This window comes from Paenibacillus sp. EKM301P (assembly GCF_011800295.1).
GTDB lineage: Bacteria > Bacillota > Bacilli > Paenibacillales > Paenibacillaceae > Paenibacillus > Paenibacillus polymyxa.
Genome location: NZ_JAALFM010000017.1, coordinates 47763 through 62366 on the forward strand (window position 1 = coordinate 47763; position 14604 = coordinate 62366).

Consider the following 14604-nt stretch of genomic DNA (forward strand, 5'->3'; position numbering starts at 1 on the left):
GCATAGGATGTTCGCATGCTTACCGGCACCTTTTGTGCTGTTTCTTGTGTAGGGGTCGTCTTGAGGAGTGACAGATTGTGAATATTTTGATCATGGGCCCTCCGGGGGCTGGTAAAGGTACACAAGCAGATGTCATTGTGAAGGAGTTCGGCATTCCTCATATCTCGACAGGTGATGCTTTTCGCCTAGCGATGAAACAGGGAACACCTATTGGCATTAAAGCCAGAGAGTATATTGACAAGGGTGAACTTGTTCCGGATGATGTAACAATCGGTATCGTTGAAGAACGGCTGCAGCAGCCTGATTGCAAGAAAGGTTTCTTGCTGGATGGTTTTCCAAGAACTTTAGCTCAAGCTGAAGCCTTGGATCAAATTTTGGGCCGTTTGAATACGAAGCTGGATGATGTCATCAACCTGAAAGTGGATCGTGACAACTTGTTGGCACGAATCACAGGACGGCGAGTTTGTAAAAGCTGCGGAGCTAGCTATCATATTGTCTTTAATCCTCCTAAGGTTGAAGGCATTTGCGATAAAGACGGTGGTGAACTCTATCAGCGTCCTGACGATAACGAAGATAGCGTAAGAACACGACTTGACGAATATAGTAATAAAACAGCACCACTCCTCACGTTTTATGAGAACCAGAATCTTCTGCGTCATATTGACGGAGAACAGGATATTGATGTGGTTTCCCAAAATATCGTGTCCTTGTTGCGGGGTTAGCTGTAATGATCATTTGCAAGTCGGGGACGGAATCAAGCTTTATGAGGAAAGCTAGGAAAATGAATTCGGCAACGAGTTATTTCTTAGCAGGACACATCGAGCCCGGTATTACGACCGGTGAACTTGATCATTTAGCTGATCGGTATATTCGCAGTCAGGGAGCTGTGCCGTCTTTTAAAGGTTATAACGGTTTTCCTGCTAGCATTTGCGCTTCAGTCAACGAACAACTGGTGCACGGATTTCCCGGCAAACGCAAGTTAAACAAAGGCGATGTCATTACGAAAACTCGCCAGTTTACAATGTCGCATGCCATTCGGCAATATATTGAGAATCCAAACCGTGGTATTCCTGAGCAGGGGCCGAGGCTGAAAATCGGCATTGTGCTGGCTATTGAATCAATGATTCCAATAGGTGCTCGCCTTGTAGGGACGCTGGAAGACAACTGGACGGTCGTTACGATGAACGTAATCACTTGTACTCATTTTGAGCAAGTGGTGACGTGCGAAGCGGACGGCATGGACATTTTCACGAAACTGAGTGCGTAGGTGATTGGAATGAATCAGCAAGGAAACCTGCAAATCGGTCAGCTGGTGAAGATTCTGAAGGGCAGAGGTGCCGGACAGATTGCGGTTGTCGTTTCAATAGCAGATAGCAGGTTTGTGTATATTGCGGATGGGGATAAACGAAAGTTTGATCAAGCGAAGAAGAAAAATGTTCTTCATTTGGTACCTCAGCCAAAGATTAGTAGCGAGATTGTAAATAGTTTAAACGAAAGCGGTCGGGTGACGAACGGAAAACTGCGGCATGCAGTGAAAACTTTCCTGGACTCGTCCGAATACCAAGCTGAAGAGAAAGGAGACTGACTTTGGCCAAAGAAGATGTCATTGAGGTTGAAGGTACGGTAATCGAGCCACTGCCGAACGCTACGTTCAAGGTAGAGCTGGAGAACGGTCATCAAATTCTTGCTCATGTTTCCGGAAAGCTGCGGATGCACTTTATCCGTATTTTGACAGGCGACAAGGTGGTTGTACAGTTATCGCCTTACGATTTAACCAAAGGCCGTATAACGTACCGCAAGTAATTCATGCAGGTTTTTATTAAACGTACGTCATTTAAAAAAACTTGTTTTGCTCGGCAAAACGATGTGAATGTTCACGAAGCGAGTTTTACCAGGGTAAAGCTTGGAGGAGGTAATCAACATGAAGGTAAGACCTTCTGTAAAACCTATTTGCGAGAAATGCAAAGTCATTCGCCGCAAAGGGAATGTAATGGTTATTTGCGAAAATCCGAAACACAAACAAAAACAAGGTTAATAGAAGGGGGTGTAGCGTAAAATGGCTCGTATAGCTGGTGTGGATTTGCCACGTGACAAACGCGTTGAGATCGCCTTGACTTACATTTTCGGAATCGGTAAGACGACTTCTCAGAAAATTTTGAAGGAAACAGGCATCAGTGCAAACACGCGTGTTCGTGATTTGACTGAAGATGAAGTGAGCAAATTACGTGAAACGATCGACAAAGAAGTTAAAGTAGAAGGCGATCTGCGTCGTGAAATTTCCTTGAATATTAAACGTCTGACTGAGATTGGCTGCTACCGTGGTGTTCGTCACCGTCGTGGATTGCCTGTTCGCGGACAACGTACTAAAACTAATGCTCGTACCCGTAAAGGTCCTCGTCGGACTGTAGCGAACAAGAAGAAATAAGAAGGGAGGATAACATTCAATGGCTAAACCGAAAAAAGTTGTACGCACAAAACGCCGTGACCGTAAAAATATCGAGAGTGGCGTGGCACACATCCGTTCCACGTTCAACAACACGATCGTTACGATCACAGACCCACACGGTAACGCAATCTCTTGGGCCAGCTCAGGCGGCATGGGATTCCGTGGTTCCCGTAAATCTACTCCATTCGCAGCGCAAATGGCCGCAGAAACTGCTGCTAAAGCTGCTATGGAACACGGCATGAAGACAGTCGAAGTCATGGTTAAAGGACCTGGTGCAGGTCGCGAAGCAGCAATCCGCTCTTTGCAAGCTGCTGGTCTGGAAGTTAACCTGATCAAAGACGTAACTCCGGTACCTCATAACGGATGCCGTCCTCCAAAACGTCGTCGCGTCTAATGAGATTTCTCCTCTGCGTGTAGTATAGATCCGGCACAAACTGCCAAGAATGGATGTTTAGGTATACTGCATGATAGACTATGGATAAGGTGAATGTTTCATATAGGAGCGACGTTTTGAAGGAGGGATATTGCAGTGATAGAAATCGAAAAGCCGAAAATTGAGACGGTTGACGTCAATGATGATGGCACCTATGGAAAATTCGTAGTAGAACCGCTGGAACGCGGATACGGTACGACGCTGGGGAACTCGCTTCGCCGTATTCTGTTATCCTCGTTACCGGGGGCAGCAGTCACATCGGTTCAGATCGATGGGGTTCTGCACGAGTTTGCAACGGTTCCCGGTGTGAAGGAAGACGTAACGGAGATCATTCTGAACTTGAAAGCTTTATCGCTTAAAATCCACTCAGATGAAGAGAAAGTACTCGAAATCGATGCGGAAGGCGAAGGAGTTGTAACGGCAGGTGATATCCGTGCGGATAGCGATGTGGAAATTCTTAATCCGGATCTTCACATTGCAACGCTCGGACCGGGTTCGAGACTTCACATGCGTATTTTTGCCAATCGCGGTCGCGGTTACGTTAAGCAGGATCGGAATAAACGTGATGACCAGCCGATCGGCGTCATTCCCGTCGACTCCATCTACACTCCGATTGCACGCGTGAACTACGGCGTAGAAAATACGCGTGTCGGCCAGGTTACGAATTATGACAAGCTGACACTTGAGGTTTGGACAGACGGAACTATTCGTCCTGAAGAAGCTGTGAGCCTTGGAGCCAAAATTTTGACCGAGCATGTGATGCTATTCGTGGGTCTCACGGATGAAGCAAAAGATGCAGAGATTATGGTCGAAAAAGAAGAAGACAAGAAAGAAAAAGTTCTTGAAATGACGATCGAAGAGCTGGATCTCTCCGTCCGTTCCTATAACTGCCTTAAGCGCGCTGGTATCAATACGGTACAAGAACTCACGACTAAATCTGAAGAAGATATGATGAAGGTCCGTAACTTGGGTCGCAAATCTTTGGAAGAAGTACAAGAGAAGCTCGAGGAACTTGGTTTAGGACTTCGTACGGAAGAATAGCACAGCAACGTTTTTGTGAAGGAGGGGAAACTACATGGCATACCAAAAATTGGGCCGTAATTCCAGTGCCCGTAAAGCTTTGTTTCGTGATTTGGTAACCGATCTGTTCTTGTATGAGCGTATCCAAACTACTGAGGCTAAAGCGAAAGAAGTTCGTTCTATTGCTGAAAAACTGATCACCAAAGCGAAAAAAGGAGATCTGCACGCACGTCGTCAAGTGGCTGCGTTCGTTCGCCGTGAAACTTTGGATGGTGAGCAGGATGCAATCCAAAAGCTGTTTAGCGAATTGGCTACACGTTACAATGAGCGTCCAGGTGGATACACTCGTATCTTGAAACTGGGACCTCGTCGTGGCGACGCCGCTCCAATGGTATATCTGGAATTGGTTGACCGCGCGTAAACAGGCGAAGATGAGGGAAGGGTGGACAGAATCGGCTTGATTCTGAACAACCCTTTTTTTCTCTTGGAGGAGTCCTTGAGGGGCTTCTCCTTTGTTATGTTCGGTTATTTCCTGTAAGACCAGAGAATACCCCTGCAAAGGTGTGAGAAGCATGCGGAACTTGTGCATGAAGGTGAACTATGATGGAACCCACTATGATGGCTTTCAGACGCAGCCTAGTGGCAACACCATTCAGGACTGTCTTGAAAATGCTATATACTCATTGACGGGCGAACGTCTTAAAATTACGGGCTCAGGACGTACAGATGCAGGTGTGCATGCATACGGGCAGGTATTCAATTTTCATACTGAATCGCCGATTCCGATACATCGCTGGTGTCTGGCACTTAATGCCTGGCTGCCTCGTGATATCATCGTTACGGATGCGAGAGAGGTGCCACTGTCCTTTCATGCACGCCGCATGGCGAAGCGGAAGACGTATCGGTACAGTATTAATGCGAACCGGTTTCCAGACATCTTTCACCGTCGTACACAGGCCCATCATCCAACGAGTCTGGATGTAAGAGCGATGGAAAAGGGGTTGGCTCATTTAGTGGGCACCTTTGACTATACTTCGTTCGCATCTCGACGTTCCCAAAAGACGAATCATGTTCGCACTATTTACGAAGCCTATATAACGGTAGACCATTCCTTTTCACGTCCAGGGTCGGACGATCAGGGAATTATTCATACTTATATTACAGGTAGCGGATTTTTGCAGCACATGGTTCGGATTATAATGGGGACTTTGCTGGAAGTGGGAGAAGGCAAAAAATCGCCGGATGATATTCCTTCCATTTTGGAAGCAAAAAACCGTTCAAAGGCTGGCCCTACAGCCGTTGGACACGCTTTAATGCTCTGGAATGTAGAGTACGAAGAAAACATCAAAAAACATTGATTTTTCCCTTGCAGAATTGATGGTTATCCTGTAATATAAAAGTTGTGTTTTCTTAATGGCTTTCCCACAGCCCCAATTAAGATAATCACTTTATAGCAACATCTAATCCATCGATAATGCAGCAACTTAACGAACGAAGATAAATGATGATTTCTGTTAACGAACTTAAGGAGGATACTTTTCATGCGTACTACGTATATGGCGAAGCCAAATGAAGTTGAGCGCAATTGGCACATCATTGATGCCGAAGGCAAAACGCTCGGCCGTCTGGCAAGCGAAGCGGCTGCGTTGATTCGCGGCAAACACAAGCCACAGTTTACACCACATGTGGACACAGGTGATTTTGTTGTTGTAATCAATGCGGAGAAAATCGTATTGACCGGTAAAAAAATGGAGAACAAAAAATACTATCGTCACTCCCTGCACCCAGGTGGTCTGAAAGTAACAGTTGCACAAGATATGGTTAAGAACAAACCTGAACGTATGTTGGAATTGGCTGTTCACGGTATGCTTCCTAAAACTCGTCAAGGCGACAAAATGAAGCTGAGACTTAAAGCTTACAGAGGTACAGAGCATCCACATGCAGCACAAAAACCTGAAGTTTACGAACTTCGCGGATAATTAAAAGGGAGGACAGTTTCATGGCACAAGTACAATACTATGGGACAGGTCGTCGTAAACATTCGGTAGCTCGTGTTCGTCTCGTACCGGGTGAAGGACGCATTGTCATCAATAAGCGTGATATTAATGAATATTTCGGTTTGGAAACTCTCAAACTGATCGTAAAACAACCACTGAACCTGACAGAAACACTTGGTAGCTATGACGTACTCGTTATCGCTCATGGTGGTGGTATCTCTGGTCAAGCAGGCGCAATTCGCCACGGTATTTCCCGTGCTCTGTTGAAAGCAGATCCAGAATTCCGTCCAGCTTTGAAAAAAGCAGGATTCTTGACTCGTGACCCACGTATGAAAGAACGTAAAAAATACGGTCTCAAAGCCGCTCGTCGTGCACCACAGTTCTCGAAACGTTAATATTTCGAATACAGAAGAACCTTTTCCTTATGGAAAGGGTTCTTTTTTATTTAGATCATTTGCTGCACATTAACCACATGTGGATAAATGGTTCTACACTAGAATTTTATGGCTACGTCTGCCCTGCGATACATAAATAAGTGCATATACTATCTGGAATACGTAAGTTATCCACGATGTAACTAAGATCGGTATACTTATGCACAAATATAGTTTGCTATTTCAACACAGTTTATCCTGTAATGTTCACAACCTGTGACTAATTAAAAAGATCAGGGAATTTTTGCAGAGCAATCTTTAGCTTGGTACTGCCCATCTCCTCGGCTTCCGTAATTGCAGCGATGATGATGTGAGTATTTTTAACCATTCAGAATGGGCTAAAATAGGGCTCCAGTTACGTTAAGGGCTATCTGTATATCTGAATGCTTTAATTTCTCAGGGAGGGCCTCTGTGAGCGCTATAGGAGTGTTGAGAGGCTTATTATCGATCTGGGTGCTATTTCTTTGTAATATTCCTTAATAGAAGCACGATTAGCATCAGAGCTCCCGATTTAGTAGTGGGATTCTTCGGATGTAAACCTTATAGTCAGAGCTGGTTTACCTTGAGCTGAGCACGACCACGTATGCTTCATCTTTGAATGCAAATGTAAATATGACGACCGAACCCTAATTATATTTCCTTGACCAAATCCAAGGATAATCATGGCTCTAAGGAAGGACGCTTTTATCCTCAGATATTTCTACCTGATCACAATAACCAAACCTATTCAGGATTACGATGGCAACCGCGTAGCGGGTATATCTTTGTCTCGGGTGGATGGAGAAAGCATCTTCGTTGACCTGAAATACTTACGTTCAGGCATACCCTCTGCTATAACTAGTTACTTTTAGTTATTAAGCAATCTAAGGCAATTTTTAAACGTTTGGTATAAGAATATTTTATATATAGCCACTGAACTTGGTTGGATATGCAGGAGAGCGTTTAAGAATGCTGACAGAACAACGTTCCTGCTTCATGCGGGATGATAAATGTTTACAGTATGACGATTTTACTTGGATTGACATTGAATATGAAAGTTTTATACTGTACTTAATCTCATTAGTTTAGTCGGTATTGAAGTATCGCTTATTTATGAATCTTCATAGATGGAGGCGCATTAATAATGAATTTATTGGAGAAAGAAGCGTTGATTAGAGTCAAGGCAAGTGAACTGGAAGAGGCCACGCCTGAAGAAATTATCCAATATGCTGTTCAGACATTTCCCAACCTCACCTTTGCTTGTAGCTTCGGAGCAGAAGATGTAGTACTAGTAGATATGCTACAAAGAATTAGCCCTTCTACCGATATTTTTTACTTGGATACTGACTTTCATTTTCAAGAAACTTATGATACGCGTGATCAGATGAAAGCTAGATACAATTTGGATTTTGTTAGAGTCTCTCCCTTAATCACTCCAGAAGAGCAAGCTGCGGAGCATGGAGAGGAGCTGTGGAAATCAAATCCTAATGCATGCTGTGGTATACGCAAGGTTGAGCCGCTGACACGCATTCTGTCTCAATATGATGCTTGGATTACTGGTATCCGTCGCGATCAGGCTCCTACGCGTGCGAATGCAAAAAAGGTAGAGTATGATGAAAAGTTTGGTCTCGTTAAATTTAACCCCTTGGCAAGCTGGACTTCCGAGGATGTATGGAACTATATTCGCACTCATGATGTATTGTATAATCCATTGCATGACCGTAATTTTCCCAGTATTGGCTGTGAGCAATGCACACGTGAAGTCCTGCCAGGTGAAGATCCACGTGCTGGCCGTTGGTCAGGCAATGAGAAAACGGAGTGTGGGCTCCACCAATAAAAAATGGTATGTAGGTAGCTCTGAGACTTATTTATGAATAGAAAGGAAGTGCATCATGACTGCAATTCTTCCGCATGGCGGAACGCTCGTTGATAGAAATATAACTGGACCGCAGCAAGAAGCACTGTTGCAGGCTGCAGGTGAATTGTTTCCTATCCCTGTAAACTCATGGACGATTTCTGATCTGGATTTAATTGGAGTAGGTGCCTTTTCTCCATTGACGGGATTTATGAATGAGTCAGATTATCGTTCAGTGGTAATGGATATGCGTCTTGCTGATGGTACAGTCTGGAGTATTCCCATTACTCTTGCAGTAGTAGAAACCATAGCCAGTGAACTGAAACTAGGTCAGCAGGTGGCTTTGGTGGGGGAAACAGATGGTATCATCTATGCTGTACTTGATATTGAGAGTATTTATCAGGTTGACCAGGCAGAGGAAGCCAGATGTGTATTCAAGACGGCTGACCCGGCCCATCCTGGCGTAAATAAATTGTTAGATCGACCTGCTACCTATGTAGGTGGAACGGTGCAAGTGCTGAATCGACCCAAACCTACTCAATTTAGCGAATTTTATTACACACCAGCACAGACACGTAGCCATTTTGCTGAAAAGGGCTGGAAGACAGTGGTCGGTTTTCAAACAAGAAATCCGGTACATCGGGCACATGAGTACATCCAAAAAAGCGCGATGGAAATTGTGGATGCTTTATTTCTAAATCCACTTGTTGGAGAGACCAAGTCAGATGACGTTCCAGCAGATGTGCGTATGAAGAGCTATCTAGTGTTGCTGGACAACTATTATCCGGCTGATCGAGCCTTTCTGGGGGTCTTTCCTGCTGCCATGCGATACGCTGGTCCTAGAGAGGCCATTTTCCATGCTATTGTGCGGAAGAACTTCGGCTGCACTCATTTTATTGTCGGAAGAGATCATGCGGGTGTAGGGGACTATTACGGTACCTATGAAGCGCAGGAAATTTTCAAGCACTTTACACCTGAAGAGCTGGGGATTACCCCGTTGTTTTTTGAACACAGCTTTTACTGCACCCAATGTGGAAATATGGCCTCAAGTAAAACATGCCCACATCCCAAGGAGCATCATTTGACGCTCTCTGGCACCAAAGTGAGGGAATTATTACGCTCCGGGGTTTGTCCGCCACCGGAATTTACACGCCCAGAAGTCGCTCAAGTGCTGATTGAAGGTATGAAAGAATATGTTCATGCCTGAGTTGTACTAACTACACGCCTCGTCCCATATAGATTATTAGTATCTGTATAGGACGGAGGCGTTTTGTTATGCAAAAAAACAATCGTAAAAAAGAGGTCACACTGTGGATTCGCTATCAGACGCTGCAAAAAATGCTGTTAGGCTGTTGTCTCGCTGTTCTATTCATCATGCTGACATTGTATGAGATACCTGCTTCGAGAGCATGGATTCATTGGAGTCTACCGCTTACTGGTAAGGTAATTGCTATAGATGCCGGACACGGAGGACCTGATGGAGGAGCAGTTAGCAAAGAGGGAGTCATTGAAAAGGATATTAACTTGGCGATCGCTTTTTATTTGCGGGATTATTTGCAGCAAGCAGGAGCTGTTGTCGTCATGACACGCGAGGATGACCGCGATCTGGCGCAGCAAGAAACAAAAGGCTATTCCAGAAGAAAAACGGAGGATTTAAAGCAACGGGTACGTATGATTGAGGAGCAGCAAGCGGACCTCTTTTTAAGTATTCATATGAACAGTATCCCGTCGAGCCGTTGGAGTGGAGCCCAGACCTTTTTCGTACCTAATCATGCAGATAACGAGAATTTGGCATCCTTAATTCAGGAAGAAATCAAGCGCAACCTGGAAAATACGGACAGAGTAGCTAAGACCGTAAACACCGTCTATTTATTAAAGGCACTCAAAATGCCAGCAGCTCTTGTAGAAGTCGGATTTTTGTCCCATCCAGAAGAAGCCAGACGACTCAGTGACGAGAACTATCAGAGACAAGTGGCTGCATCTATATATAAAGGTATTTTGCGTTACAGTGCCGGGGAAAAGGGAACCTCATCAGCACCTGAAGTCAGATAGTGGTATACTGTAAGTGTTTACCACTACGTAAATCAATAAAGCAGAGGTGCTGATTATTCATGCAATCGAGAGAGCAAGTTATAGAGCTACTTCAGCAAGTGCGAGAGCCTCAAACGGGACGCCGTTTGGTTGACCTGCATTTTATTCGGGATGTGGTTGTTAAAGAGGATCGGGTATCATTGACTGCTATTACCCTGGATAGCCAAGAAGAGACTCGAACGGAACTGGATCGGGAAATCCGGCAGACGTTAGAAAAGGCGGGATTAAGTCACGTGCATATTCGTATTCGTGAGGCATCTGAGTCTGAAAAGTCAGCTATACAAAATGGAGAGGATACCGAGGAGGTAGCTGATCCGGTTTTGACCAAAGGACATGCTGTCGGTATGGAAGAACATGAGCTGCTTCATCCAGCATCTGGCGTACGATTTATTGCCATTGCAAGCGGAAAAGGTGGTGTCGGAAAATCGACAGTAGCTGTGAATTTGGCGGCAGCTCTAGCCAGACAGGGTAAGCGAGTGGGTTTAATTGATGCTGATATCTATGGATTCAGTGTGCCGGATATGCTTGGGGTAGAGGACGTACCTTCTGTCGAAGATGGTATCATTCAGCCAGTGGAACGATTTGGTATCAAAATCATGTCCATGGGCTTTTTTGTGAGAGAAAACAATCCTGTTATTTGGAGAGGTCCCATGCTGGGGAGAATGCTTAGACAGTTTTTTAGTGATGTCGAATGGGGCAAGCTGGACTATATGATACTCGATTTACCACCAGGTACTGGTGATGTAGCGCTTGACGTACATCAAATGATTCCGCAGAGTGAAGAAATCATTGTCACTACTCCGCATGCGACGGCAGCTTTTGTAGCTGCACGTGCAGGGGCAATGGCCCTTCAAACGGATCATAAGGTCATAGGCGTCGTGGAGAACATGTCCTATTATGTGTCCTCCACTGGAGAAAAAGACTATGTTTTTGGACGGGGAGGCGGGGCTATGTTGGCAGAAACACTTCATACGAAACTTTTGGCACAAATTCCGCTGGGTATCCCAGATAATCATCCGTCAGAAGCCGATTTTTCTCCATCCGTATATAAATCGGAGTCGGCGACAGGAGCTATTTATAATGATATAGCCGCCCAAATTACCGGGTTGCACATGGAATCTGAATAATAAAAAAGGCTGGTTGTTGAACCAGCCTTTTTTTTACTGACCTCCTCCTTGACCTCCTTCACCACCACCTTGTTCTCCTTCACCACCACCACCATCTTGCTTTTGATCCCCGGATCCACCTTGCTCTCCGCCTTTTTTCTCAACCTTAGGTTGAAGTTCTTCTTGCACAACAGTTTTGAGTAAATTCATGACCTCAAGCCGAAAAATCGGATTCTGCATAGCATCATGCATGACTGTCATAGATTGTTTGCGATATTCCGGGGTTTTAGTTAAGTCCATATACATCTTGGTCAGTTCTGGCGATTTTAGCATCTCTTCAATTGATTTTTGGTAAGAAGGGTCTTTTATAAGCTGCATATGAAGCTGTTTGCTTTGACTGTTGATGGCTTTGGCAAATTCCCCGGCAAAACGCGGATCAGTCATAATTTTTTCGATTTCTTTTTTATATTCAGGTGAGATCAAAGTATCTTTTACTGCAATTTTCATCTGTTCAGCGGATTGTGTGGACATAAGCATTTTCATTCCCATGCTGCCTCCAGATCCACCTCCTCCACCACTTTGACCGGATTGTCCCTCTTTTTCCCCGGTTAAGGCTTCTTCTACGGCTTTTTTTCCATCATCACTTTTCAGGATATCAACCACCATCGTTTTCATCTCTTTATAACTGTTCTGGGGAGGTGCAGAACCCTGATCCGAGCCGCAGCCGCTCAGTGCAACGCCCAGTACGCATACCATGCTAACAAATCGCAAACGAGTCCAATTCATGGCCGTATTCCTCCTTTATCATGAATGTGGATAGTATGCGGATGATTGGGGAGAAATATGTCGAGTTGCTTTTGGTTTTTAGCTGAGAACGATGTAAAATAACTCCTTAAAGACCCAGAGCTTGATCGCGAACCTCTTTACCTTTTACTGTACCTTGTTGAAGCAGTTCGGATACAGTCACAAATTCATAGCCTTGTGCCCGCAACTTGTCGATAATGATGGGCAACGCTTCATGAGTTTGTTTACAAGAATCACTGGCATGAAGAAGGACGATATCACCGGGATGTGCTTTATTTACAACACGGTCGATTATGACCTGCGTACCAGGGTTTTTCCAGTCCAGGGAGTCAGTATCCCATTGAATGGTTTTGTAGCCTAAAGTGCTGGCAACTTGAAGTACCCTTTTGTCAAAGTCACCATTAGGCATACGGATTAACTTCGGGGATTGTCCAGTCAGCTCGGTTAATGTGGTATGAGCCGTTGAAATCTGCTTACGAATCTCTTCATCGCTTAAGCTGCTATAGTTTTCGTGTTTATGGCCATGACTGCCAATCTCAAATCCGCTTTCTTTAATTTGATTCACGAGTTCTGGGTGTGTTTTGCTCCAAGGGGCAGAAAGAAAAAAGGTGGACTTGGTCACTTTTTTATCTTCGAGAACTTTTAAAATGGGGGCAGTACGCTTATCACCCCAGCTAATGTCGAATGTGAGAGCGATCAGCTTTTTATCCGTAGGCACACTGTAAACGGCAGTTGGCGCTTCCTCGGAAAAAACCGTAACATTATCGGTTTCTACATAAATGACCCCGGCAGTAAAGACGGCCGCTGCCATTACGATCAAGAATCGTTTAATTTTTTTGCCGTTCAATACATAGAAAAAAGAATTCATGGTTAATGCCCCTTTCATCCTAGAAGTGCTTGTTTACTTAAAGCTATGCCAGGGGTTGTCAATTATTCCATTGGACTAATAGGAGGAATCAACAAATGGGACTAAGAGCATTTTTTTATGATTTACGCACGACAAGACGGCTAATTTTGATCGCTGCACTTTTTTTCTGCGCAAGTATTGTAGTGGGATGGCTAAGTACAGGTGTTATTCAGTCTATGTTGGCACGACAAATGGAGGGACTGGGGGGAGTGGCACAACGATTGCAGAACTCTGAGCATCCACAATGGAGTTTTTTTGTGTTTATCTTTTTCAACAATGCAATCAAATGCGTGCTAGTAATATATACCGGAGCTCTTTTTGGAATCGTACCGTTTATATTTTTGATTGTGAACGGAATGGTTTTAGGTTTTGTAGTACACCTGCAGACAGATATGGGAAGAAGTATGTATGAAATTGTCGTAAAAGGATTATTGCCTCATGGTGTAATTGAATTGCCTGTTTTGATTATCGCCTGTGCCTTCGGTTTGAAGTTTGGGGTCAATATAATATCTACCCTAGGTACAAGCATAGGACTAAAACGCAAAGGTACTGGCCCATCGTGGGAGGTTTTTTTGAAACAAACGTTGACCGTGTCAATATGGTCTGTCATCTTTCTATTTATAGCAGCTGCGATTGAGAGCGGCATAACTTATCGTTTATTGTCGCATTAAAATAATATGGCCAATTATTTATATATTTCCCGAAAATTGAACATAACAAAGGGGAGAGCGTAAAGAAAAGCATTAAAGATTACTTGGAGTAAGTTTGAAACCTTAGCAGTTGAGTTTAAAAACAGGTAAAGTTTGGAACAATTAATTGAGCAAATATAAGTACTATATAATCTGCTGATAAGGGAGTATGGTCATATGTTGGGAATGCTGTTTAACGAAAAAGAATGCAAAGAACTTGACTACGTTCTTCGTAAGGAACTAGATGAAATGCTGCTTGACATGAGTGATACCCGATTGGACCAGGATATCCGTTATGCTATAGCACTTCGATATAAAACAGTTTTCCGCATGTATGCCCGTTTTGCACCCGCCAAGGAACTATCCAAATATGCACGCAGAGGCCGTGTCCCGCAAACCAAACAATAAAAAGATAAAGAAGAACTATATCAAACCGAGATATCAGGAAGTAAATATACTTTCTGATATCAAAAAAAGTATTGACTCTATTCAATATTCATGTTAAATTAACTTTCGTTCCTTTTTGAAGGATTTGCTCGAAAAAAGAATTTAAAAAAACTCTTGCAAAATTCAAAAAGAGATGATATATTATAAAAGTCGCCGCTGAGATACGGTGATGAAGTAAAGTGAGATATAATGAAGGTTTGATCTTTGAAAACTGAACAACGAGTGAGTAAACCGATTTTGTTCGCAAAATCAAACAAAGAGATATTTTATCTCGTCAGTTTCAAAATGAGCTAATCGCTCTTTCTATAAACCAACTTTCGTTGGTCTTTAATGGAGAGTTTGATCCTGGCTCAGGACGAACGCTGGCGGCGTGCCTAATACATGCAAGTCGAGCGG

Annotated in this window: 20 protein-coding genes and 1 rRNA gene; 19 read left to right on the plus strand and 2 right to left on the minus strand. The window is 44.0% G+C overall.

Annotated elements, in window-relative coordinates; all coding sequences use genetic code 11:
• Positions 1–77: 77 nt before the first annotated feature.
• From HFD99_RS23150 to HFD99_RS23225, 16 genes are all read left to right on the plus strand, one after another.
• Positions 78–722, plus strand: a complete 645-nt coding sequence (locus HFD99_RS23150; RefSeq protein ID WP_123797688.1) for an adenylate kinase — start codon at positions 78–80, stop codon at positions 720–722.
• A 5-nt stretch (positions 723–727) separates the two neighbouring features.
• Positions 728–1267, plus strand: coding sequence for a M24 family metallopeptidase (locus HFD99_RS23155; RefSeq protein ID WP_123797687.1), 540 nt, complete (start codon positions 728–730; stop codon positions 1265–1267).
• A 9-nt stretch (positions 1268–1276) separates the two neighbouring features.
• On the plus strand, positions 1277–1585 hold the full coding sequence (locus tag HFD99_RS23160) for a KOW domain-containing RNA-binding protein (RefSeq protein ID WP_013373256.1): 309 nt from the start codon (positions 1277–1279) through the stop codon (positions 1583–1585).
• 2 nt (positions 1586–1587) lie between these two features.
• Positions 1588–1803 carry a translation initiation factor IF-1 gene (infA, locus tag HFD99_RS23165; protein ID WP_006212898.1) on the plus strand — a complete coding sequence of 72 codons (216 nt, stop codon included), beginning with the start codon at positions 1588–1590 and terminating at the stop codon, positions 1801–1803.
• A gap of 118 nt (positions 1804–1921) precedes the next feature.
• Positions 1922–2035 carry a 50S ribosomal protein L36 gene (gene rpmJ, locus HFD99_RS23170; protein ID WP_003333770.1) on the plus strand — a complete coding sequence of 38 codons (114 nt, stop codon included), beginning with the start codon at positions 1922–1924 and terminating at the stop codon, positions 2033–2035.
• Between the two features lie 21 nt (positions 2036–2056).
• Positions 2057–2425, plus strand: a complete 369-nt coding sequence (rpsM, locus tag HFD99_RS23175; RefSeq protein ID WP_007432560.1) for a 30S ribosomal protein S13 — start codon at positions 2057–2059, stop codon at positions 2423–2425.
• 19 nt (positions 2426–2444) lie between these two features.
• Complete coding sequence (gene rpsK, locus HFD99_RS23180) at positions 2445–2840, plus strand: 30S ribosomal protein S11 (RefSeq protein WP_007432559.1); 396 nt, start codon at positions 2445–2447, stop codon at positions 2838–2840.
• Between the two features lie 135 nt (positions 2841–2975).
• Entirely contained in the window at positions 2976–3920 is a 945-nt protein-coding gene (locus HFD99_RS23185) for a DNA-directed RNA polymerase subunit alpha (RefSeq protein WP_013373254.1), read from the plus strand.
• Between the two features lie 34 nt (positions 3921–3954).
• Positions 3955–4320, plus strand: a complete 366-nt coding sequence (rplQ, locus tag HFD99_RS23190; RefSeq protein WP_013373253.1) for a 50S ribosomal protein L17 — start codon at positions 3955–3957, stop codon at positions 4318–4320.
• A gap of 151 nt (positions 4321–4471) precedes the next feature.
• The gene (truA, locus tag HFD99_RS23195; RefSeq protein ID WP_123797686.1) at positions 4472–5257 is read left to right on the plus strand and encodes a tRNA pseudouridine(38-40) synthase TruA; all 786 of its coding nucleotides are present in this window, start codon (positions 4472–4474) and stop codon (positions 5255–5257) included.
• 183 nt (positions 5258–5440) lie between these two features.
• Positions 5441–5878, plus strand: a complete 438-nt coding sequence (gene rplM / locus HFD99_RS23200; protein ID WP_013373251.1) for a 50S ribosomal protein L13 — start codon at positions 5441–5443, stop codon at positions 5876–5878.
• A 20-nt stretch (positions 5879–5898) separates the two neighbouring features.
• On the plus strand, positions 5899–6291 hold the full coding sequence (rpsI, locus tag HFD99_RS23205) for a 30S ribosomal protein S9 (RefSeq protein WP_013373250.1): 393 nt from the start codon (positions 5899–5901) through the stop codon (positions 6289–6291).
• A gap of 1162 nt (positions 6292–7453) precedes the next feature.
• Positions 7454–8146, plus strand: a complete 693-nt coding sequence (locus HFD99_RS23210; protein ID WP_017427891.1) for a phosphoadenylyl-sulfate reductase — start codon at positions 7454–7456, stop codon at positions 8144–8146.
• A gap of 55 nt (positions 8147–8201) precedes the next feature.
• Positions 8202–9371, plus strand: coding sequence for a sulfate adenylyltransferase (sat, locus tag HFD99_RS23215; RefSeq protein ID WP_123797685.1), 1170 nt, complete (start codon positions 8202–8204; stop codon positions 9369–9371).
• A gap of 68 nt (positions 9372–9439) precedes the next feature.
• Positions 9440–10216, plus strand: coding sequence for an N-acetylmuramoyl-L-alanine amidase CwlD (gene cwlD, locus HFD99_RS23220; protein WP_017427890.1), 777 nt, complete (start codon positions 9440–9442; stop codon positions 10214–10216).
• A gap of 59 nt (positions 10217–10275) precedes the next feature.
• Entirely contained in the window at positions 10276–11382 is a 1107-nt protein-coding gene (locus tag HFD99_RS23225; RefSeq protein ID WP_017427889.1) for an Mrp/NBP35 family ATP-binding protein, read from the plus strand.
• Between the two features lie 33 nt (positions 11383–11415).
• On the opposite strand, the gene gerD is transcribed toward HFD99_RS23225, so the two are convergent.
• Together gerD and pdaB are read right to left on the minus strand one after the other, a co-directional pair.
• On the minus strand, positions 11416–12147 hold the full coding sequence (gene gerD / locus HFD99_RS23230) for a spore germination lipoprotein GerD (protein WP_016818660.1): 732 nt from the start codon (positions 12145–12147) through the stop codon (positions 11416–11418).
• A gap of 106 nt (positions 12148–12253) precedes the next feature.
• Positions 12254–13033 carry a polysaccharide deacetylase family sporulation protein PdaB gene (gene pdaB / locus HFD99_RS23235; protein WP_016818661.1) on the minus strand — a complete coding sequence of 260 codons (780 nt, stop codon included), beginning with the start codon at positions 13031–13033 and terminating at the stop codon, positions 12254–12256.
• A 95-nt stretch (positions 13034–13128) separates the two neighbouring features.
• On the opposite strand from pdaB, the gene HFD99_RS23240 reads away from it, so the two are divergent.
• The 3 genes from HFD99_RS23240 to HFD99_RS23250 form a co-directional block, all read left to right on the plus strand.
• Positions 13129–13743 carry a stage II sporulation protein M gene (locus tag HFD99_RS23240; RefSeq protein WP_019688706.1) on the plus strand — a complete coding sequence of 205 codons (615 nt, stop codon included), beginning with the start codon at positions 13129–13131 and terminating at the stop codon, positions 13741–13743.
• Positions 13744–13938: 195 nt separating this feature from the next.
• Entirely contained in the window at positions 13939–14169 is a 231-nt protein-coding gene (locus HFD99_RS23245) for a hypothetical protein (protein ID WP_013312131.1), read from the plus strand.
• A 366-nt stretch (positions 14170–14535) separates the two neighbouring features.
• Positions 14536–14604 (plus strand): 16S ribosomal RNA (locus HFD99_RS23250); the annotation flags it as partial.

Coding starts and splice junctions, on each gene's coding strand:
- rpmJ (WP_003333770.1), top strand. CDS start 1,922: ATGAAGGTAAGACCTTCTGTAAAACCTATTTGCGAGAAATGCAAAGTC.
- rplQ (WP_013373253.1), top strand. CDS start 3,955: ATGGCATACCAAAAATTGGGCCGTAATTCCAGTGCCCGTAAAGCTTTG.
- rplM (WP_013373251.1), top strand. CDS start 5,441: ATGCGTACTACGTATATGGCGAAGCCAAATGAAGTTGAGCGCAATTGG.
- truA (WP_123797686.1), top strand. CDS start 4,472: ATGCGGAACTTGTGCATGAAGGTGAACTATGATGGAACCCACTATGAT.
- pdaB (WP_016818661.1), bottom strand. CDS start 13,033: ATGAATTCTTTTTTCTATGTATTGAACGGCAAAAAAATTAAACGATTC.
- cwlD (WP_017427890.1), top strand. CDS start 9,440: ATGCAAAAAAACAATCGTAAAAAAGAGGTCACACTGTGGATTCGCTAT.
- rpsM (WP_007432560.1), top strand. CDS start 2,057: ATGGCTCGTATAGCTGGTGTGGATTTGCCACGTGACAAACGCGTTGAG.
- HFD99_RS23225 (WP_017427889.1), top strand. CDS start 10,276: ATGCAATCGAGAGAGCAAGTTATAGAGCTACTTCAGCAAGTGCGAGAG.
- sat (WP_123797685.1), top strand. CDS start 8,202: ATGACTGCAATTCTTCCGCATGGCGGAACGCTCGTTGATAGAAATATA.
- HFD99_RS23160 (WP_013373256.1), top strand. CDS start 1,277: ATGAATCAGCAAGGAAACCTGCAAATCGGTCAGCTGGTGAAGATTCTG.
- HFD99_RS23155 (WP_123797687.1), top strand. CDS start 728: ATGATCATTTGCAAGTCGGGGACGGAATCAAGCTTTATGAGGAAAGCT.
- HFD99_RS23240 (WP_019688706.1), top strand. CDS start 13,129: ATGGGACTAAGAGCATTTTTTTATGATTTACGCACGACAAGACGGCTA.
- rpsK (WP_007432559.1), top strand. CDS start 2,445: ATGGCTAAACCGAAAAAAGTTGTACGCACAAAACGCCGTGACCGTAAA.
- HFD99_RS23210 (WP_017427891.1), top strand. CDS start 7,454: ATGAATTTATTGGAGAAAGAAGCGTTGATTAGAGTCAAGGCAAGTGAA.
- HFD99_RS23245 (WP_013312131.1), top strand. CDS start 13,939: ATGTTGGGAATGCTGTTTAACGAAAAAGAATGCAAAGAACTTGACTAC.
- rpsI (WP_013373250.1), top strand. CDS start 5,899: ATGGCACAAGTACAATACTATGGGACAGGTCGTCGTAAACATTCGGTA.
- gerD (WP_016818660.1), bottom strand. CDS start 12,147: ATGAATTGGACTCGTTTGCGATTTGTTAGCATGGTATGCGTACTGGGC.